Source organism: Myxococcus sp. CA005 (assembly GCF_006518205.1).
Lineage (GTDB): Bacteria > Myxococcota > Myxococcia > Myxococcales > Myxococcaceae > Myxococcus > Myxococcus xanthus.
Map to the genome: position 1 here is coordinate 94,633 of NZ_SRLV01000007.1, position 15,471 is coordinate 110,103.

Consider the following 15,471-nt stretch of genomic DNA (forward strand, 5'->3'; position numbering starts at 1 on the left):
TCAAGGTTCAGGTTCGATGGGCCGGCTCAATTGCAGACACGGCAGCCGAGGCCGCACGCCGTGGAGACGGTGCAGCAGTAGCCCGCGGCGGGCGTACAGCAGTAGCGCCAGCCGCCGCAGGTGACACAGCACTTGAGGGCCTTGTCATTGTCAGATGGGGCTTCCAGCGGGTTGATGTCCATCGCTCGGTCTTCCACGGTCGTCACGGAGACCTTGAAGGAGGCGCGGAGCCCCTGGTGGATCTTTCCGTCCGCACGGGCCTCGATGACCTCGATGGGAGCGGCCGACTCGAGGTCATAGCCATTGTAGATGGTGTAGCGAACGGTGTCGGGGGCGATGACCTCTGGCACGATACGGTAGGACAGCTTCAGCGTTTCGTTGGTGGCGCTGACGGGCTGTCCATCGATGGCGCGGAACGCGGCGCTCTCGCCGGTCTCGCTGTAGACGGTCATGTGAATGAGCTTCTTTTGAATGGCTGCGTCTGCGCTGCTGGCCACAAGGAGCAATGACGCCAATCCCACGACTTTAGAGAGGGTTCCGATCATGTCTGCGTTCCTCGTTGTGTGGTGGTGCGTTCGCGATTGGGAGTCCGAACCCCTCTCGGTCGTGAAGTCCTGTCAGTCACTCAGAGCGTGAGTGGATGCGGCCACCCGGGGCCCGGGGCATCTCTGGTGTTGCTGGATGGCTTTGTCTGTATATGGCATTGAGTGGCTGAGGTGTGGGAGTGGTTTGTGGTTGTGGTTTGGCATGTCGATTGAGGGACAGTGGTGGAGTGTTGGTATTGTCTGGTTTGCGAAGGTGGGCCGGCCGCGTCGGGTCAAGGCCAGGCGCAGGCCGGAGCGAGTGAGGAGTGGTGGACAGTGTGGCGTGGTAGACTGACCCTTGATACCGCTCCCGCCGTTGCGCGGGGCGGCTCCCTCAATCCACTGGAGCCACACCATGCAATGGAGAGCTTTGCCCTGCGTTCTCGCCCTATCCCTGGGCGCCTGCTCGGACCCCGAACCCGAGGCCCCACGGCCGTTGAAGGTTGTCCTCTTCCCCTACATTCCGGACTCGGCGGGGGATGGCTTCGCCAGCCTCAAGCAACGGCTGGAGGCGGATTTCGAGCGGGAGCATTCGGACATCGACGTGGACATCGTGTTCGACGCGAAGCTGGACCTCTATGACCTGGACGACGGAGGCACCCTGAACCAGCTTCTTGGGCCTGGAGCAGGGGCCGCGCAGGTGGTGGAGATCGACACGCTCATCATGGGTGAGCTCGTGTCGAAGGGCTGGGTGCAGCCCGTCGCCCTGGAGGCGGGGGCCGCGCATCCGGCGGCGGAAGAAGCCGTCTCCATCGCTGGCCAGAGCTACGGGGTGCCGACCTATCTGTGCAGCTACGTCGTCTACTCGAACAGCCCCTACCTGTCGTCGGCCACGGATGGCGATTCCCTGGTCCAGATCCTCACGGATGTGGCACCGGGGATGCGCCCGTTGGCGGCCAATTACAGCGGAAGCTGGACGCTGCCCTCGTCCTACTTGGACGCGTGGGCCGACACGAATCCCACGGGCGTGTTGTCCCAGGCGTTGTCGCTGCCGCTGGACGCGTCGGCGCTGGCTTCGTTCGAGGACGTGGTGAAGAGCTGTGAGCTGGAGGCAGGCGTCAACCCATGCCTCGACGGCACCTACGCGGATAGTTCCCTGGCGGAAGAGGCGTTCGCCTTGGGGCAGGCCAACGGCTTCATGGGCTACACGGAGCGCCTGTTCTTCGTCCGGAAGGCCAGCCCGGGCATGGCGCTGCCAGAAGTCATCTCCGTTCCGCTGGGCACGGGCTCCGCGCCCGCGGTGTTCGTGGATGCGCTGGTGGTCAGTGCGGAGTGCACGGGGACGTGTGCCGAGGACGCCCACGCCTTCACCGACTTCATGAAGGACCCAGACGTGCGCAGCCTCATCGCCTTCAGCGGGGACGCGCCGCAGGGCACGACGCCGCGCTATCTGCTACAGGCCACCCAGGCTTTCTATCAGCAGGAGCCCGCGCGTTCTGATCCGATGTATCAGAAGTATGTGCAGTTCTTGAGCGGGGCTCGGCCCTATCCCAATCAGGGCTTCCCGCAGAACCGGAAGACGCTCCAGTCGGCGCTGATGGACGCGCTGCAGTAGAAAGACGTGCGGGTGTCGTCATGCGTCACGGCCTTCTGCGTTACAGTTTGCGATCCCCATCAGGAGGTCGTGACATGACGGTTGCTGGCAAGCGCCCCAACTTCCTCATCATCACCACGGACGAGGAATGATCTCCGCCTCCGTACGAGAACGAAGAGGCCCGTCTGCTTCGTGTCGAGAATGACCAGGTTGGCCAGGAGCTCCGCAAGCATGGCATCGAGTTCCTCCGGCACCACACGGCCTCCACGGCCTGCGCGCCCAGCCGCACCACGCTCTACACGGGGCAATGTCCGTCGTTTCATGGCGTGAGTCAGACGCTCGGCATCGGGAAGTCCTCGTTCGATCCGGACATGTACTGGCTGGCGCCCAACACCGTTCCCACGTTGGGGGAGTACTTCCGCAAGCGGGGAAGCTGCCGGACGTTGCCCCTTCGCCAACGGCAGGTGAGTCGCTCGAAAGCAAGCCGCGCTGTCAGAAGGACTACGTCTACACGTATCCGCGCATGTACCTGCCGCAGCGCGATACCGCGTCGTACCGGCAGTTCTATTACTTCCTCATGGCGGAGGTGAGTAAACACAGCCAACGGGTTTACGAACATCTCAAAAAGACCTCCTTCTTAGAGAACACCATCGTCGTCCTCACGTCCGACCATGGTGAGATGCTCGGGGCTCACGGCGGCATGATGCAGAAGTGGTACAATGCCTATCAGGAGACGCTGCACGTGCCGTGCGTCATTTCAAATCCAAGGCTGTTTCCGGAGCCCCGGAAGACGGAGGTGGTGACGTCGCACGTGGACCTGGTGCCGACGCTGCTGGGGCTCGCGGGAATCGACGCGGATGCGGCCCGGCGAGAGCTGGCACGGGACCACTCGGAGGCGCAGCTGCTGGTGGGCAGGGACCTGTCCGGTCTGGTGCTGGGCCGGGAGTCCGAGCGGCATGAGCCCATCTATTTCATGACCGACGACAACGTCGAGTCAGGGCTCCAGATGACCAACAACCTCACCGGCCAGGCGTTCGCGGGCGTCATCCAGCCCAAGCACATCGAGACGGTGGTCACCCGCCTTCCCGAGCTCACGGGAGACACGCCCTGGAAGTACAGTTGCTATTCGGACAACCCGCGCTTCTTCGTGGGCGCGGCGGGGAACACGGACGAGGTCGCCACGGCGCGGTTCATTCCTCGTGAGTACGAGTGTTACGACCTCACGGAGGACCCGCTGGAGACCCGGAACCGGTGCAGCGCGGTGGCGGCGCAGCCCTTGTCGCAAGACATCCGTGACGCGCTCGACAAGGTCCTGAAGGAGCAGTGGGAGAAGAAGCGGTTGCTGCCCCAGAACCTGAATCGGAACGCGCCGACAAAGGGCCCGCTGCGGGACTGAGGTCACGCCGTTCGACAGCGCGGAGCCCTTCGCACGTGGCGCAGGCCGGCTTGATGCCGGACCTTCACCACGTCGAAGGGGGCCCCATGCCGTCCATGACCTGCCGTGTTGTCACGACTCAGCAAGAGCTGGATGACGCGCTTCGCGTCCGTTGGGTTGTTTTCGGAGGCGAGATGCGGTTGATGGCCGGACAGGAGTTCCCGACACAGCGGGAGGTGAATGGCTTCGACAAATTGTCGAGCACCGTCCACCTGGTCGTCTACGTGGAGCACGGGCCCGTGGCGACCGTGCGGATACTGCTGCCGAATCCCGAGGTGGCATCCGCGACCGGCGGCGTGCTGGGCGTCGAGATGGAGCATCGCTTGGACCTGACGGGTCTGGTTGAACCAGGACAGGTGGTGGCGGAAGCAGCGCGCTTCTGCGTGCACCGGCAGTGGCGGCACTCCGATGCGGTGGTGCTGCTGCAGGCTGCCTTCTACGCTGAGAGCCGGCGGCGCGGCGTCACCACTGGCTTGCCAGGGCGAATCTGGAGACGGACTCGGAGGTGGATGCGCGCCTCATCCAGCAGGCCATTGCCCACCACGGCTGGCTGAGCCCCCACTGGAGGGTGAGGACTCCCGAAGATTCCGTGACACCTGCCGTGTCGAGCACGCCCTTCTACACGCCCGAGGATCGGGCACGCGCCCTGGAAGAGTAGTGGGACACGGTGCGGTTGCCTCGGTCGCCCGCGCTCGTTGCTCGGCGAATGGGCGCGCGGTTCATCTCCGAGCCGCTCTATGACACGAGCTTTTGTCGCTTCACGTTGCCGCTCATCGCCGCTCTGGATGGCATTCCCTCCAGTACGCTGGAGCGGTTCGCCGCGCAGATACCCGAGGAGAGCACGTACCTCTCGAGAGGTAGAGACATCTCCCCTTGACCGGACCATCCTTCCTCATCAGCGGGCACTTCAGAAGGGAGGATGGCCATGCCGTGTGCTTCAAATAGGTCGCAGGAGCCGCGCGGCCTGGTACAGGAAGTCGACCCGGTTGTCGCAGTTCAGAGCCTTGTAGATGTTGCGCACGTGAGTTTTTGCCGTGTGAAGAGTGATGTTGAACTCCTTGGCAATCAACTCTGGGCTCCAGTTCCTGAGGAGCCCCCACGCGATTTGCATCTCCCTCGCACTCAAATACTGAGCAAGCTCTTCTGGAAGCGGAATGGACTTGGGAACTTCGTGCAGAAGCATCGCCCACTGCCTCGGCCCATCCGATTCGGGAAGTTCGATGAAGATCACCACCAGATTCTCATCGTCGCGCGGGAAGATCAGTCGGTGCTCCCGCGGCCTCATGAGGATGTCTACCTGGGACAACGTCTTGATGTGCTCAAGCATCGGCTTGGGAAGTCCCGCCCGAGTCCGTTCGTCTTTGGTGAACCACTTCTCCACCAACGCAGTCGCGCGCTCGGAGCGACGCGTCTCGAACGCGGGGGGCGCTACGACGAGGAACTGGAAGCCCTGACGTCGACTCATGGCGTCCAGGAGGCGCTCGCCCGTCAGCAGGCTGTCCATGTGGTGGCTTTTGTAGATCGCGGCCGCAAAGCTGGGGGAGAGGAGCTGCAATGCCGCTTGAGCCTTCCGAGAGAAGGGGCGTCGCCGGTCCCGGTACATGGTGAATCCGCAGTACATGCCATGCTGGACCGTCATGAGCGTGGCCAAGACCTGCTCCAGTTTCAGACCCAGCTCACAGCTGCGCAGGTAGAGCGGGCTCCTCTCCAGTTCCTTTCGCGGCAGCATCTCCGAGTCCCGGAGCACCGTGTCGCGTTGGCGTACGACGGATTTGAGCACGAAGTCATCGGGTTGCAGCTCGGCATACCGGGCCAGCAGGGCGTTGGGTGCGCCTGCCTCCTCGACCCACTCGTATGTCGATGGTCGCCCTCGGCTGACGATGCACAGACCCGTGTAATCGGCGGGGACGAGCTGGGTCAGCAATCTTCTCGCTTGTCCCAGCATGTCTGACAGGTGCAGCGAACCATTGAGTGCGACGGCGACATCGCGCATGAGCATGCGCTCACGCGAGCTGAAGTGAATTGACGCGACCATTCATCCCCCCGGCCAGTAGATGCACCGATGGACAGCATAGACGTTCAGGTCCTGAATAGGTTCCTGGTCACTGTCTGTCAGTACCTCCGGAGAGGTAGACGCTCCCCCCTTGCGCCCGTGCTGGCCTGTCGCTATTCGAAGGTGCGCATGGCCAGCTCCTCCGCCGCCTTGATGATGGGGCGCAGCGGCTCGGCGTGCTCTCCAGCGACAACTGGACGGAGGATGCGAGGGCTTCGTGTCTCTTCGCGCGGAAGATGAGCGCGCGGTTCATCTCCAAGCTCAACTACGGCGCGGACTTCCGCCGGGCCACCTCGCCGCTCATCGCCATGCTCGACGAGGTCCCAGCCAGTACATGACCCCTGTGTGTTTCAACGCGCTCGAACTCTGCGTCAGCCTCGCCGGATAGGCGTGGCCCCTCCACGTCAGATCTCATGAAGCCAGTACTACCACCCTGGAGGTATGTGCGGCTCCGCGACACATCTGTACCGTCCTTTAAATGGTCAGGATTCTTCATTCAGCGGATTGGCAGATGGGCCTCCGAGCCCGTCATGTGGCTCATGTCGCGGAGGACGTCCGGAAGGCGAGACTGGAGGCCGCGAGCAACGTCATCAGCGCGGCCAACCGGTCGAAGGTGGATGCCGTCGTCCTGGCGGGTGACATCTTCGAGCACAATGTCGTCGAGGACCGCGTCGTCCATGCGGTCATCAAGGTGCTCGCGGGCTCTCTCGCGCCCGTGTACGTCCTGCCCGGCAACCACGATGCGCTGACGCCGGATGCCGTCTTCCGCCGGGCCTCCTGGAATCAGCGCCCGGATCACATCACCGTGCTGGATGGGAATGCGGCGGTGCCCATCCCGCACACCGATGCCGTGTTGCTCCCCGCGCCACTCCGCCAGAAGAAGGGTATGAAGGACCCCACCGCCGGCTGGGAGATGGCGTCCGGCCTGGACGTGATTCGCATCGGCGTGGCGCATGGCTCCCTGCGCATCGAAGGCAAGCACGCCGCGGACGACTTCCCCATCGCACTGGACGCGGCGGTCCGCGCTGGCCTCGACTACCTGGCCTTGGGTCACTGGCATGGGCAGTACGTCCATGACGGTCGTACGGCCTACTCGGGAGCCCACGAGACGACGAAGTTCGGTGAGGTGGGCTCGGGGCAGGCACTGCTGGTGGAACTCTCGTCGCGGGGCGCCGTGCCCCGGCTGGAGCCGATTGCAACAGGGGCGCTGACCTGGAGGACGGTGGAGCTGGACCTGAGTCAGGGCCACGAGCCGGAGGTGGCTCGGGCTCGGGAGCTCGTGGCGCAGCTGGCGCGCCCCGAAAGGGCGCTGCTGCGCATTCACACGACGGGATTTTCTTCCGAGGACGCCTCATCAGGGTTGGAGGCGTTCCGTGAGGAGCTTCAGGGGGGAGGGCTCCTTCATGTCTGCATCGAGCGCGAGGACATACCACGCGCGAAGGCAGAGGGGCGCCTCGCGGACATCGCAGGTTCGAGCAGTCTGGTCTCCTCGTTGCTGGATGGGCTGAACAAACCGGCCGCAGTTGGACCAGGTGCCACGCCGGAGCCCGTCAGGACCGCGGCCAGACAGTTGCTGTCAGAGCTGGTGATGGAGGTGTGGAAATGATTTTGCGCAGGCTTTGCGTCCAGCACTTTCGCTGCTTCCGGAGCCCGGTGGACCTGCAAGGGCTGGGAACGGGCATCCATGTCATCCATGCGCCCAATGAGACGGGTAAGTCGAGCCTCATCCTGGCCGTCGCAAGGGCGCTGTTCGACCGCCACTCCACGAAGGACCGAGAGATGAACCTGCTTCGTCCCTGGCAGACCAAGCTCTCTCCGCGAGTGAAGCTGGAGTTCGAGACGGGGGGGAAGCGCTACCGGCTTGAGAAGGCTTTCCTGGACGACGCCAGTAGCGTCCTGGATGAGTGGACGGGGAGTCGGTTCGAGCGGCTCGCTGAATCGCAGGAGGCGGATGCGTTGCTCCGAGGCTTCCTTGTCTCCAGCGTGCCCGGCAACGGCGTGACGAAGGTGGGCAACTGGGGCTTGGCTCGGTTGCTCTGGTTGAATCAGTCGGAAGAGCGGTACGACCTGCCCGGCCTCGATACACCGCTCAAGGCCCGCCTCCTTGAGACGGTTGGAGTCGCCGCCCTGAGCAACGAGGAACAGTCCCTCCTGAAGGCAATGGAGGGGGCCTACCGCCAGTTCTTCACGCCCAAGACGGGAAAGCTCGTCACCGGAAGCGACCTCGATCGTGAGGGTGCTCGCATGCGGGAGTTGCGCGAGGAGGCAGCTCGGTTGACTCAGCGGTTGGCGGAGATCGAGCAGCTTGCCAGCGAGAGCATGGACCTCGGCCAGAAGCAGCTCTCCCTGGCGGAGGAACGGAGGACCTATGAGCAGCGGCTCGCTAGCTTGCAGGAGCGCATCGCGGAGGAGGAGAAGCTGGAGCAGCAGGCGGCGCTCCGGGAGAAGGACGTCGAGCGTCAGCGAAAAGAGTGGCAGGCGCTGGACCAGAAGCAGCGAGAGCTTCTCGCGCTCCAGCAGAAGGTGGTCCAGCAGGAGGACCTGCTGGCTCGCAACGAGCCGGCCTTGCAGGAGGCCCAGGGACTCGTCCGGCGCGCCGAAGACGGGGCTCGCGAAGCACGCGAGCGACACAAGGCTCAGCAGGGGGAGGTGGAGCTGGCGGAGCAGCGCGTGGAACGAGGACGACTCCTCGAAGATGCGCGCGCTTCCCTGGCGGAGCAGCGGAAGTTGGACGGGCTCGTCAAGCAGGGGACGCGGGTGGAGACCGCAGTGGAGAATGCCCGACGCAAGACTGCGGCGCTGAAGGCGCTTCCAGACGCAGAGGTAAAGCGCGCCGAGGAGGTGCAGCGCAAGCTGAATCAGGCCCTGGACAGGCTGGACGCACAGGGGGTCGAGGTCTCCTTCACTGCCGAGAGCCCGCAGCGTATCGAGTGGGAGGCCCAGGGTCACACCACACCGCACAAGCTCACAAGGGAGGAGCAGAAGGTCTTCTCGGGGGTGCGTGCTGGTGCACTGCGCATCAAGGGAGTGGGTGAAGTCCGCGTGCGCACTGCGGCCGAGGAGATTGGCAAGCTCGAAGCGGAGGTCGAGAAGCACCGGAAGGACCTGGCGCGCCGCCTCCATGAGCACGGAGTCGATGATGTGGTGGGTCTGCGCGCGGAGTGGGCGTCCCAGCAGGTCGTGCTTCAGGAGCTGTCGAAGTACGAGGAGGCACGGAGCCAGTTCTTGGAGGACAACAAAGTCGAGAGCGTCGAGGTGCTCAAGGAACAGCAGCGTGAGCAGGCACGGAAGACGGGGGCACTGAGCGCCCAGCTCAACCTTTCGCGGGAGGAGCTACAGACCCACCCATTTCCCGAGCTGAAGGCGCTGACGGAGGAACTCAAGGCCCGCAGGCAGGAGGTGAAGGCCCGGGACAAGGCGCGGGAGGAGGTGGAAGGAGCTCTCCGGAAGGCAGAGCAGCACCTCAAGGTCGTCACTCAGGGGCGCAGCTCCGCGCAGGCTGCGGCCCAGGCGCTGGGCTTGGAGCTGAAGACCCAGCTCAACACCCTGGGCTTGTCCCTCGAAGGGCTGGGCGCGGAGGTAGAGCGGGCGGAGGCGGAGCTGAGCCGTCTGGAGAACATGGTCAGGGGGCTCCGAGCGCAACTTCCCAGGCTGGAAGCACGCGCCACGGTCGAGCGTAAGAAGCTGCAGGACACGTTGGAGCGGATCGGAGACGAGGAGAAGAAGAACCAGGAGAAGCGCATCCGGGCGCAGGCGCTGCTGGAGCAGGCGGCAGCGGACGGTCTGTACTCGCGGCTCTGCGAGGCGGAGGAGAAGCTGGCCCTGGCGGAAGCCGCGTACCAGCGACTGGAGACACGGGCCCGGGCCGCGGAGAGCCTCCGCACGATGTCCCAGGCCTGGCAGGACCAAGTGAACCAGACGTTCCTGGCGCCCATCGAGCAGGAGCTCCACTCCCGCCTTGCGTATATCCGTGGAGGAGGGCGGCTCGAGCAACTCTTGCTGGACGCAGAGTTCAGCGAGGCACGGTTGCAGACGGCGGGGGGCCCCTGGCCGCTGGAGGGCTTTTCGTGGGGGATGCGGGAGCAGACCCTGTTCGCTTTGAGGCTGGCGCTCGGGGAGCTGCTGGCCAAGAAAGGGCCGCGGCCGGAGCCACAGCTCGTCGTCCTCGACGACGCACTGGTGAACACGGACGCGGCCCGGCACCAGCGCGCCCTGGAGGTCATCGAGAGCGCGGGGGACACGTTGCAGATTCTCATCCTCACGGCCTTCCCGGAGCGCTACCGGACTCTCCGGGGAGTGAAGGAGTTCGACCTGAGGGCCCTGGCTCAGGCGTCCTCGCCGTCTTCTTGACCCGAAAGCAAGTCATTCAACCCCTCGCGCCCGTGCTGACCTGTAGCTAATCGAAGGCACGCGCAGCCAGCTCCTTCGCCATCTCGACGAAGATGCGCAGCGGCTCGGAGCGCTGCGCACGGCTGGGGTAGTAGAGAAAGAAGCCAGGCACCGTGGGCGCGTACGCCTCAAGCACACACCTCAGCCGCCCGCTCCGGAGCTGCTTCGCCACTGTCGACTCAAGGCAATAGGCGAGTCCCATGTTCTCCTCCGCCAGAATCGTGGTCAGCCGGCTTTCATTGGTGACGACGCCTCCGCGCACGGGCACACGCCAGTTCCGCCGGCCGCGCGCCAGCTCCCAGGCCTCGGCACGACGTCCACGAAGCGGTCCTCGACGACGACCTCCACCTCCACGCGTGGGTGGCGTGCGCGAAAGGTCGGCAGCACGGGCGTGATGGCAAAGGGCACCGCGGTCCGGGGCACCGACAGCCGGAGCCGGCCGACCGGCTCACCTGGATTCGCTGAGACCTCGGTGAGGGCCGCGAAGGTCTGACCCAGGGCGGGGCCTGCCTTCTCGACCAAGCGCCTGCCCACTTCGGTCAGCGACACGCTCCGCGTGGTGCGGGTCAGCAGGACTACATTGAGTTGCGCTTTGAGCTGGCGTACAGACTGGCTGACCGCAGAGGCAGAGAGCCCCAGTTCGCGAGCCGCCGCGCTGAAGCTGCGCAGGCGCGCCACCACGAGGAAGGTCTGAAGCTGAGGGAGAAGCGCCGTCTTCATCGCGTGAGTCCCTAACAGGTAGGCGTGGTAGCCGATTATCAAGCATGGCTTCAAATCCCATATGGCGCGACGGCGCCTAGTGCCCTGGAAACGTGGACCGTATTGATCTGTCCTTCACCGGAGAATCCCTCCCTTCTCCCAGGAGCAATACGATGAACACGATTCAGGCATGGGGCACCCCCGCCGCTGGAAAGCCGTTTGAGGCGGTCCCAGGGGCTCGTCAGGAAGACGTCACCCTGACGACCGCGCCCAGAGTCCGAGGAGACAGCAGATGCGCAGAGCGAAGCGCCCGTACGTGATTTGCCACATGGTGCCCTCCATCGATGGGCGCATTGTCACGAGGAACTGGAAGCTCTCGTCGCGCGCCCTGTCCGAGTACGAGCGGACGGCGGAGACGTTCGACGCCGATGGCTGGATGATTGGGCGGATTTCGATGGAACCCTACGCGGGGAAGGCGAAGGTCCCGGTACGCAAGTCAGGCCAGCCGATTCCAAGGACGGACTTCATCGCGAGGCGTGACGCGGAGTCCTACGCCATCGCGCTGGACCCCACGGGCAAGCTCACCTGGAAGTTTGGCTCCATCGATGACGAGCACGTCATCACCATTCTCACGGAGCAGGTCTCTGACGACTACCTGGCCTTCCTCCAGTCGAAGGGCGTCTCTTACCTGTTTGGCGGCAAGACGGAGCTGAACTTGACGAGGGTGCTCGAAAAGCTCCGTAAGGACTTCGGCATCAAGCGGTTGCTCCTGGAGGGCGGTGGGAAGATCAACGGCTCCTTCCTGGCAGAGGACCTCATCGACGAGCTGAGTGTCTTGGTGGCGCCCATCGCGGATGGTTCCATCGGAACGCCTTCTCTGTTCGATGCGGGCGAGGGAAGGGGCCCGGCCCGTCATCTCAAGCTGGTCTCCTGCGAGCCGCGGAAGAGCGACATGCTCTGGCTGAAGTACAAGGTGCGCAAATCAGAATCGAAAAGGTGATGAGCAGAAGGGGCGGGGTGGACTGCCACGTTAGCGGCGCCATGTGTCACGGGCGCCGTCAGCGGAGCCCAGGGGCGTGGTGCGGAGCTCGGAGGGGGGCTCGCGGCCCTGCTTCCGGTACTCATGCACGAGCGCCTCGATGATGTCCGGTGGTTGGATGGAGCGGCCCGCCTCACGCGCGATGAGCGCGGCCGTCAGCACCACGTTGCGAATCTGCCCTCCGGCCAGGTCCGCCGTCGCCGCCAGTCGGTTCAATTCCTTGGCGGGAAGTTCGTGCGCCATGCCCAGATGCGTGGTCCAGAGCGCGCGCCGCTCGGCGGGCCCGGGCAGGGTGAAGTCGATGATGGCATCGAGGCGGCGCGTAAAGGCTGAATCGAACCGGCTCTTGCTGTTGCTGGTCAGGATGGCCACGCCGTCGAAGGCCTCGATTCGTTGGAGCAGGTAGTTCGTCTGTGCGTTGGCGAACCGGTCGTTCGAGTCCTTCACGTCGGTGCGCTTGGCGAAGAGCGAGTCCGCCTCATCGAAGAGCAGTACCAGGTCGGCGTGCTCGGCCCGCGCGAAGAGCTGCGAGAGGTTCTTCTCCGTCTCACCGATGTACTTGCTCGTCACGGATGCCAGATCCACGCGGTAGAGCGGCAGTCCGAGTTTCGTGGCCAGCCATCCCGCGGCGAGCGTCTTGCCCGTGCCCGACGCGCCCATGAAGAGTGCCCGGACACCCGCGCGATAGCGCACCGTCGCGGAGGGGCCCAGGCCGTGGACCAGATCGTCCCGAGCACGGCACCGCGCCAGGAGAAGCTCCAGTTCTCGTTTCACCTGGGGCACGAGGACGATGGCGTCGTCGCCTATGGCGTCCATCAAGGGCTCCGCGAGTGTGCCCATGCCCTCGGATTCCGCCTCCCAGGCCGCTGCGAGCACGTCTTGCAGCTCGGGCGCCGGTCGCCCGTCCAGCTCCGCCTTCTGCCGGGCCAGCCGGCCAAGCTGGGCAATGCGCCCTGCTCCCTGACGGTGCCGTCGGGCCAGCTCCTCGGCGAGGTTCGGTGCGCCCAGTGAGGACTCCCACAGGGCCCGCCGTTCCTCGCTGGGAGGTCGTGGAACGGACCAGCGCAACACGGTGCGGTCCGTCGCGTCGAGCGTGCCCTCGGGTCCGGTGATGGCCAGCACGGGGCCGTCGTAGTACGGCACGTTGGGAAGCACCTTTCGTTCGCCGGGCGCGAGGTCGTGGACATGAATGGGGAGCAGCCCTCGCTGAATCAGGAAGGGCCCCAATCCCCGCTGGAGCTCCGCTCCGAGGAAGAGGGGGGCTCGTCCGAGCGTCATGGCGACCGCCGCCGCCACGGTGCGGGTTTCAGAAACCGACGTGCCGCGCAGCACGAGCATCGACCGAGGCGAGCCTGCGAGAAAGCGCGCATGCCGGCGCACGCCATCCATGATGGAGGGAGGCAGCGGTGCGTCCATGAGGCGGGCCGAGCCGAGCGTTGCCCCAGGCCAGGTGACGTCGTGCCCGGACAGCGCCAGGAAGAGCGGCAGCGGCATGGCCAGCGTTTGCTCACACAGTGGAAGGTCCTCCCGGAGGCGCGTCAGCAGCCCGCTGCCCAGGGCCGCTCCGGCGGTGAGGAGGAGCAGGGCCTCCTGGCCTCCGGAAGCGGCCGGCGCCAGTGCGCTGGAAACCAGTCCCAGCGTTGGTCTGGAGGCCTCCACGGGTGCTTGAAGGTACGCGACGGCCCGGCCCACCATCGGGTCCTGCTCGACGGCGGCGACCAGAGCCACTGCCAGGAGCTCCACCAGGGAGAGCCCGAGCACTTCGCCGAGCATGACGAGTCCAGCATCCTCGGAGCCTGGACGTGTGAGGCGCTCCCGAGCGCGAGCGACCCAGTCCCGCCCCGTTGCATCCAGGTGCTGACGCAGGTAGCGCAGCTCGATGGCTTCTCCATCCCCCGAGTCCTCTTGTGTGAGGGCCAATGCCGCGAGGACCGTGGTGCGAAGGGGCAGGGACGACGTCGTCATTCTCCGGTCTCGTCGTATTGGTAGTGGTACTGGATGACGCGGGCGAGCCAGGGAACCCAGCCCGGATTGATGTCGAGCCCCGCGCGGCGGATGCGGATGTCCGCCAGCGAGGCGGCGAAGACGATGTCCAGATGCGTGCGGGTCGCGACGAGGCAGCCGGGACGGAGGACGAGCGCTCGCAGTCCCATGTGTGCCAGCCGTCGCGTGACGCGGCCCACCGCGAGGAGGGCCGCGCGCAGCATGAGGTTGGCGTCATCCCAGGGGAGCCGATGTGCCAGGGGCGTCGTGAGGCATCGGTCGAAGGGTGGGGGCAGCGCTTCCCCGTGAGACGTCGAGGCGAGCGGTACCCGGGTTCGTGCATCGAAGGCAACGCAGCGTCCCGTGGGTTCGCGGACGAGACGGAACGGTGCTCGCGCGCCGACGCCTGCCTGGAAGCGAACAGGGAGGACGAAGGGGCTGGGCTCGGGCAACGGCCCTGCTGTGGCCTCCTGGAGCACGCGGAACAATGGGTCCGTCGAAGGAACACCCAGGCGCTCGGCGACGTGACAGAGGAGGCGCTCCGGGATTCCAAGGTCGGCGAGTGCCGGGTGGCCCGCCAGGAACTCCCCGAGGCCCAGTGCATTCAGCATGGGCACGAGGAAGAGGAGTCCCCCTGCGACTGTGGGGAGCGCTTCCTCCGTCACGTCGCGCTGGCGAGCATCCTGAGGCGTGGTTCCAGTGTCTCTAGGTGCCTCGTCCGTGTCCGCGGGCGCGGGGCGTGCCCTCGGCTGCGGAGCCGCAGTCACCCCCGACCGGGACGCGGGTGTGGCATCCAGGGGCTTCGTCACGTTGTCGGAAGAAGGGGCGCCGGAAAGCGCCCGCACCGATGGATGCGACGACGCTGCGATGCCCGGAACCACGCCCGTGTCAGCGGGGGCAGTGGGCGTGTCCGGCTTCGGAGGGGCTTGTTCGGGCGATTCCCGTGACGTGGGCAGGTGCGGCGTCGGGGAAGCCTGGAGCGCTCCCAGCACCCGCCATGCCCGCGATGGGAGATTGGGCGCAGCTACCCGGGATGGCATGTGCGTGCAGAGCGCCACCGCAGCCAGCCACAAGGCACGGGCGTCGCCGGCCCCCCAGGTTCGTGCCCAGCCCGCGAGGGTACTCTGGAGCGGTTCGGAGACCTGCTCCGTCGGGCCTACGTCATCCAGGGGCAGCCGCGGCGCCGGGCGGGACGGCAGGTGTCCCCACCAGGCTCGGGCGAGCGCGGGTCCATCCTGCCATCGCAGCGCGCCCAACAGGGGGGCCAGTGCACCGAGCGCGTGCAGTTCGGAGACGAGCGTCACCGCGGCGGCATGGCCCGGCTTCGTCCGCAAGGCGCTGGCGAGCGCGAGGCGGAGCGCGTCGTCTCGGGACATCCCCGAGTGCAGTCCAGGAACGGCCAACCGCCAGAACCAGGCGTCCAGGGGCAGCCCTTGGGCAAGCCGGGTGGCCAGCAGCACGAAGGGTTCCAGTTCATCCCGGAAGTAGACCGCCTGCGCGGTGGCGGCGGACTGCGACCTCGCATGCACCGCGAGCCGCGCCACCTCGCGCACGCGTTGCTCCACGACGAGCGAGAGCGCGGCCGGGCTGCGGTCCGCGTGAATCGTTCCGAGCGACAACTGGCGGATGACCAGCACCCGGCCTCCGGGAGCATCCGGAAGGGATGCGGTGCGCAGTGCATCCTCCAGGAGGACCGCCCCTCTCCGGACGAGCGCGGTGCTGGCCGCCGCGAGCTTCACCTGGCGCACTCGCCGT

13 protein-coding genes and 1 pseudogene are annotated in these 15,471 nt (G+C 65.8%); 9 read left to right on the forward strand and 5 right to left on the reverse strand.

Translation table 11 applies throughout. The annotated features are described in order from the left end of the window. Positions 1 to 26: 26 nt before the first annotated feature. Positions 27 to 452: a hypothetical protein gene (locus FMQ63_RS04810; RefSeq protein ID WP_020477869.1), complete on the reverse strand. Its 426-nt coding sequence runs from the start codon at positions 450 to 452 to the stop codon at positions 27 to 29. Between the two features lie 487 nt (positions 453 to 939). Here FMQ63_RS04810 and FMQ63_RS04815 point away from each other — a divergent pair, with 487 nt between their 5' ends. The 5 genes from FMQ63_RS04815 to FMQ63_RS38650 all read left to right on the forward strand — a co-directional run bounded on the left by FMQ63_RS04815 (position 940) and on the right by FMQ63_RS38650 (position 4,430). Then, entirely contained in the window at positions 940 to 2,139 is a 1,200-nt protein-coding gene (locus tag FMQ63_RS04815) for an extracellular solute-binding protein (RefSeq protein WP_225909345.1), read from the forward strand. Between the two features lie 215 nt (positions 2,140 to 2,354). Continuing rightward, on the forward strand, positions 2,355 to 2,708 hold the full coding sequence (locus tag FMQ63_RS38640) for a hypothetical protein (RefSeq protein ID WP_368667205.1): 354 nt from the start codon (positions 2,355 to 2,357) through the stop codon (positions 2,706 to 2,708). Next, a complete protein-coding gene (locus FMQ63_RS04825; RefSeq protein ID WP_011554516.1) occupies positions 2,642 to 3,514 on the forward strand; it encodes a sulfatase-like hydrolase/transferase in 873 nt (290 codons plus the stop codon). The genes FMQ63_RS38640 and FMQ63_RS04825 overlap by 67 nt, the downstream gene beginning before the upstream one ends. Positions 3,515 to 3,609: 95 nt before the next feature. Then, entirely contained in the window at positions 3,610 to 4,107 is a 498-nt protein-coding gene (locus tag FMQ63_RS38645; protein WP_368667204.1) for a GNAT family N-acetyltransferase, read from the forward strand. A gap of 152 nt (positions 4,108 to 4,259) precedes the next feature. Further along, on the forward strand, positions 4,260 to 4,430 hold the full coding sequence (locus FMQ63_RS38650; RefSeq protein ID WP_368665445.1) for a hypothetical protein: 171 nt from the start codon (positions 4,260 to 4,262) through the stop codon (positions 4,428 to 4,430). A gap of 60 nt (positions 4,431 to 4,490) precedes the next feature. Here the strand turns inward: FMQ63_RS38650 and FMQ63_RS04835 are convergent, their stop codons facing one another. Then, the gene (locus FMQ63_RS04835) at positions 4,491 to 5,546 is read right to left on the reverse strand and encodes a response regulator transcription factor (protein WP_225909344.1); all 1,056 of its coding nucleotides are present in this window, start codon (positions 5,544 to 5,546) and stop codon (positions 4,491 to 4,493) included. A 236-nt stretch (positions 5,547 to 5,782) separates the two neighbouring features. On the opposite strand from FMQ63_RS04835, the gene FMQ63_RS37285 reads away from it, so the two are divergent. The 3 genes from FMQ63_RS37285 (at position 5,783) to FMQ63_RS04845 (ending at position 9,956) form a co-directional block, all read left to right on the forward strand. Further along, positions 5,783 to 5,944, forward strand: a complete 162-nt coding sequence (locus FMQ63_RS37285) for a hypothetical protein (protein ID WP_011554510.1) — start codon at positions 5,783 to 5,785, stop codon at positions 5,942 to 5,944. Positions 5,945 to 6,084: 140 nt separating this feature from the next. Next, positions 6,085 to 7,212, forward strand: coding sequence for a DNA repair exonuclease (locus tag FMQ63_RS04840; protein WP_011554509.1), 1,128 nt, complete (start codon positions 6,085 to 6,087; stop codon positions 7,210 to 7,212). Continuing rightward, positions 7,209 to 9,956 carry an AAA family ATPase gene (locus FMQ63_RS04845; protein WP_011554508.1) on the forward strand — a complete coding sequence of 916 codons (2,748 nt, stop codon included), beginning with the start codon at positions 7,209 to 7,211 and terminating at the stop codon, positions 9,954 to 9,956. The genes FMQ63_RS04840 and FMQ63_RS04845 overlap by 4 nt, the downstream gene beginning before the upstream one ends. A gap of 46 nt (positions 9,957 to 10,002) precedes the next feature. Here the strand turns inward: FMQ63_RS04845 and FMQ63_RS04850 are convergent. After that, positions 10,003 to 10,715: pseudogene (locus FMQ63_RS04850) on the reverse strand (LysR family transcriptional regulator). A gap of 271 nt (positions 10,716 to 10,986) precedes the next feature. Here FMQ63_RS04850 and FMQ63_RS04855 point away from each other — a divergent pair. Beyond that, a complete protein-coding gene (locus tag FMQ63_RS04855) occupies positions 10,987 to 11,694 on the forward strand; it encodes a RibD family protein (RefSeq protein WP_011554507.1) in 708 nt (235 codons plus the stop codon). A 30-nt stretch (positions 11,695 to 11,724) separates the two neighbouring features. Here the strand turns inward: FMQ63_RS04855 and FMQ63_RS04860 are convergent, their stop codons facing one another. Next, on the reverse strand, positions 11,725 to 13,698 hold the full coding sequence (locus FMQ63_RS04860) for an ATP-binding protein (protein WP_011554506.1): 1,974 nt from the start codon (positions 13,696 to 13,698) through the stop codon (positions 11,725 to 11,727). After that, positions 13,695 to 15,464: a hypothetical protein gene (locus FMQ63_RS04865; protein WP_100248069.1), complete on the reverse strand. Its 1,770-nt coding sequence runs from the start codon at positions 15,462 to 15,464 to the stop codon at positions 13,695 to 13,697. Before FMQ63_RS04865 ends, FMQ63_RS04860 begins: the two co-directional genes overlap by 4 nt. Positions 15,465 to 15,471: the final 7 nt, after the last annotated feature.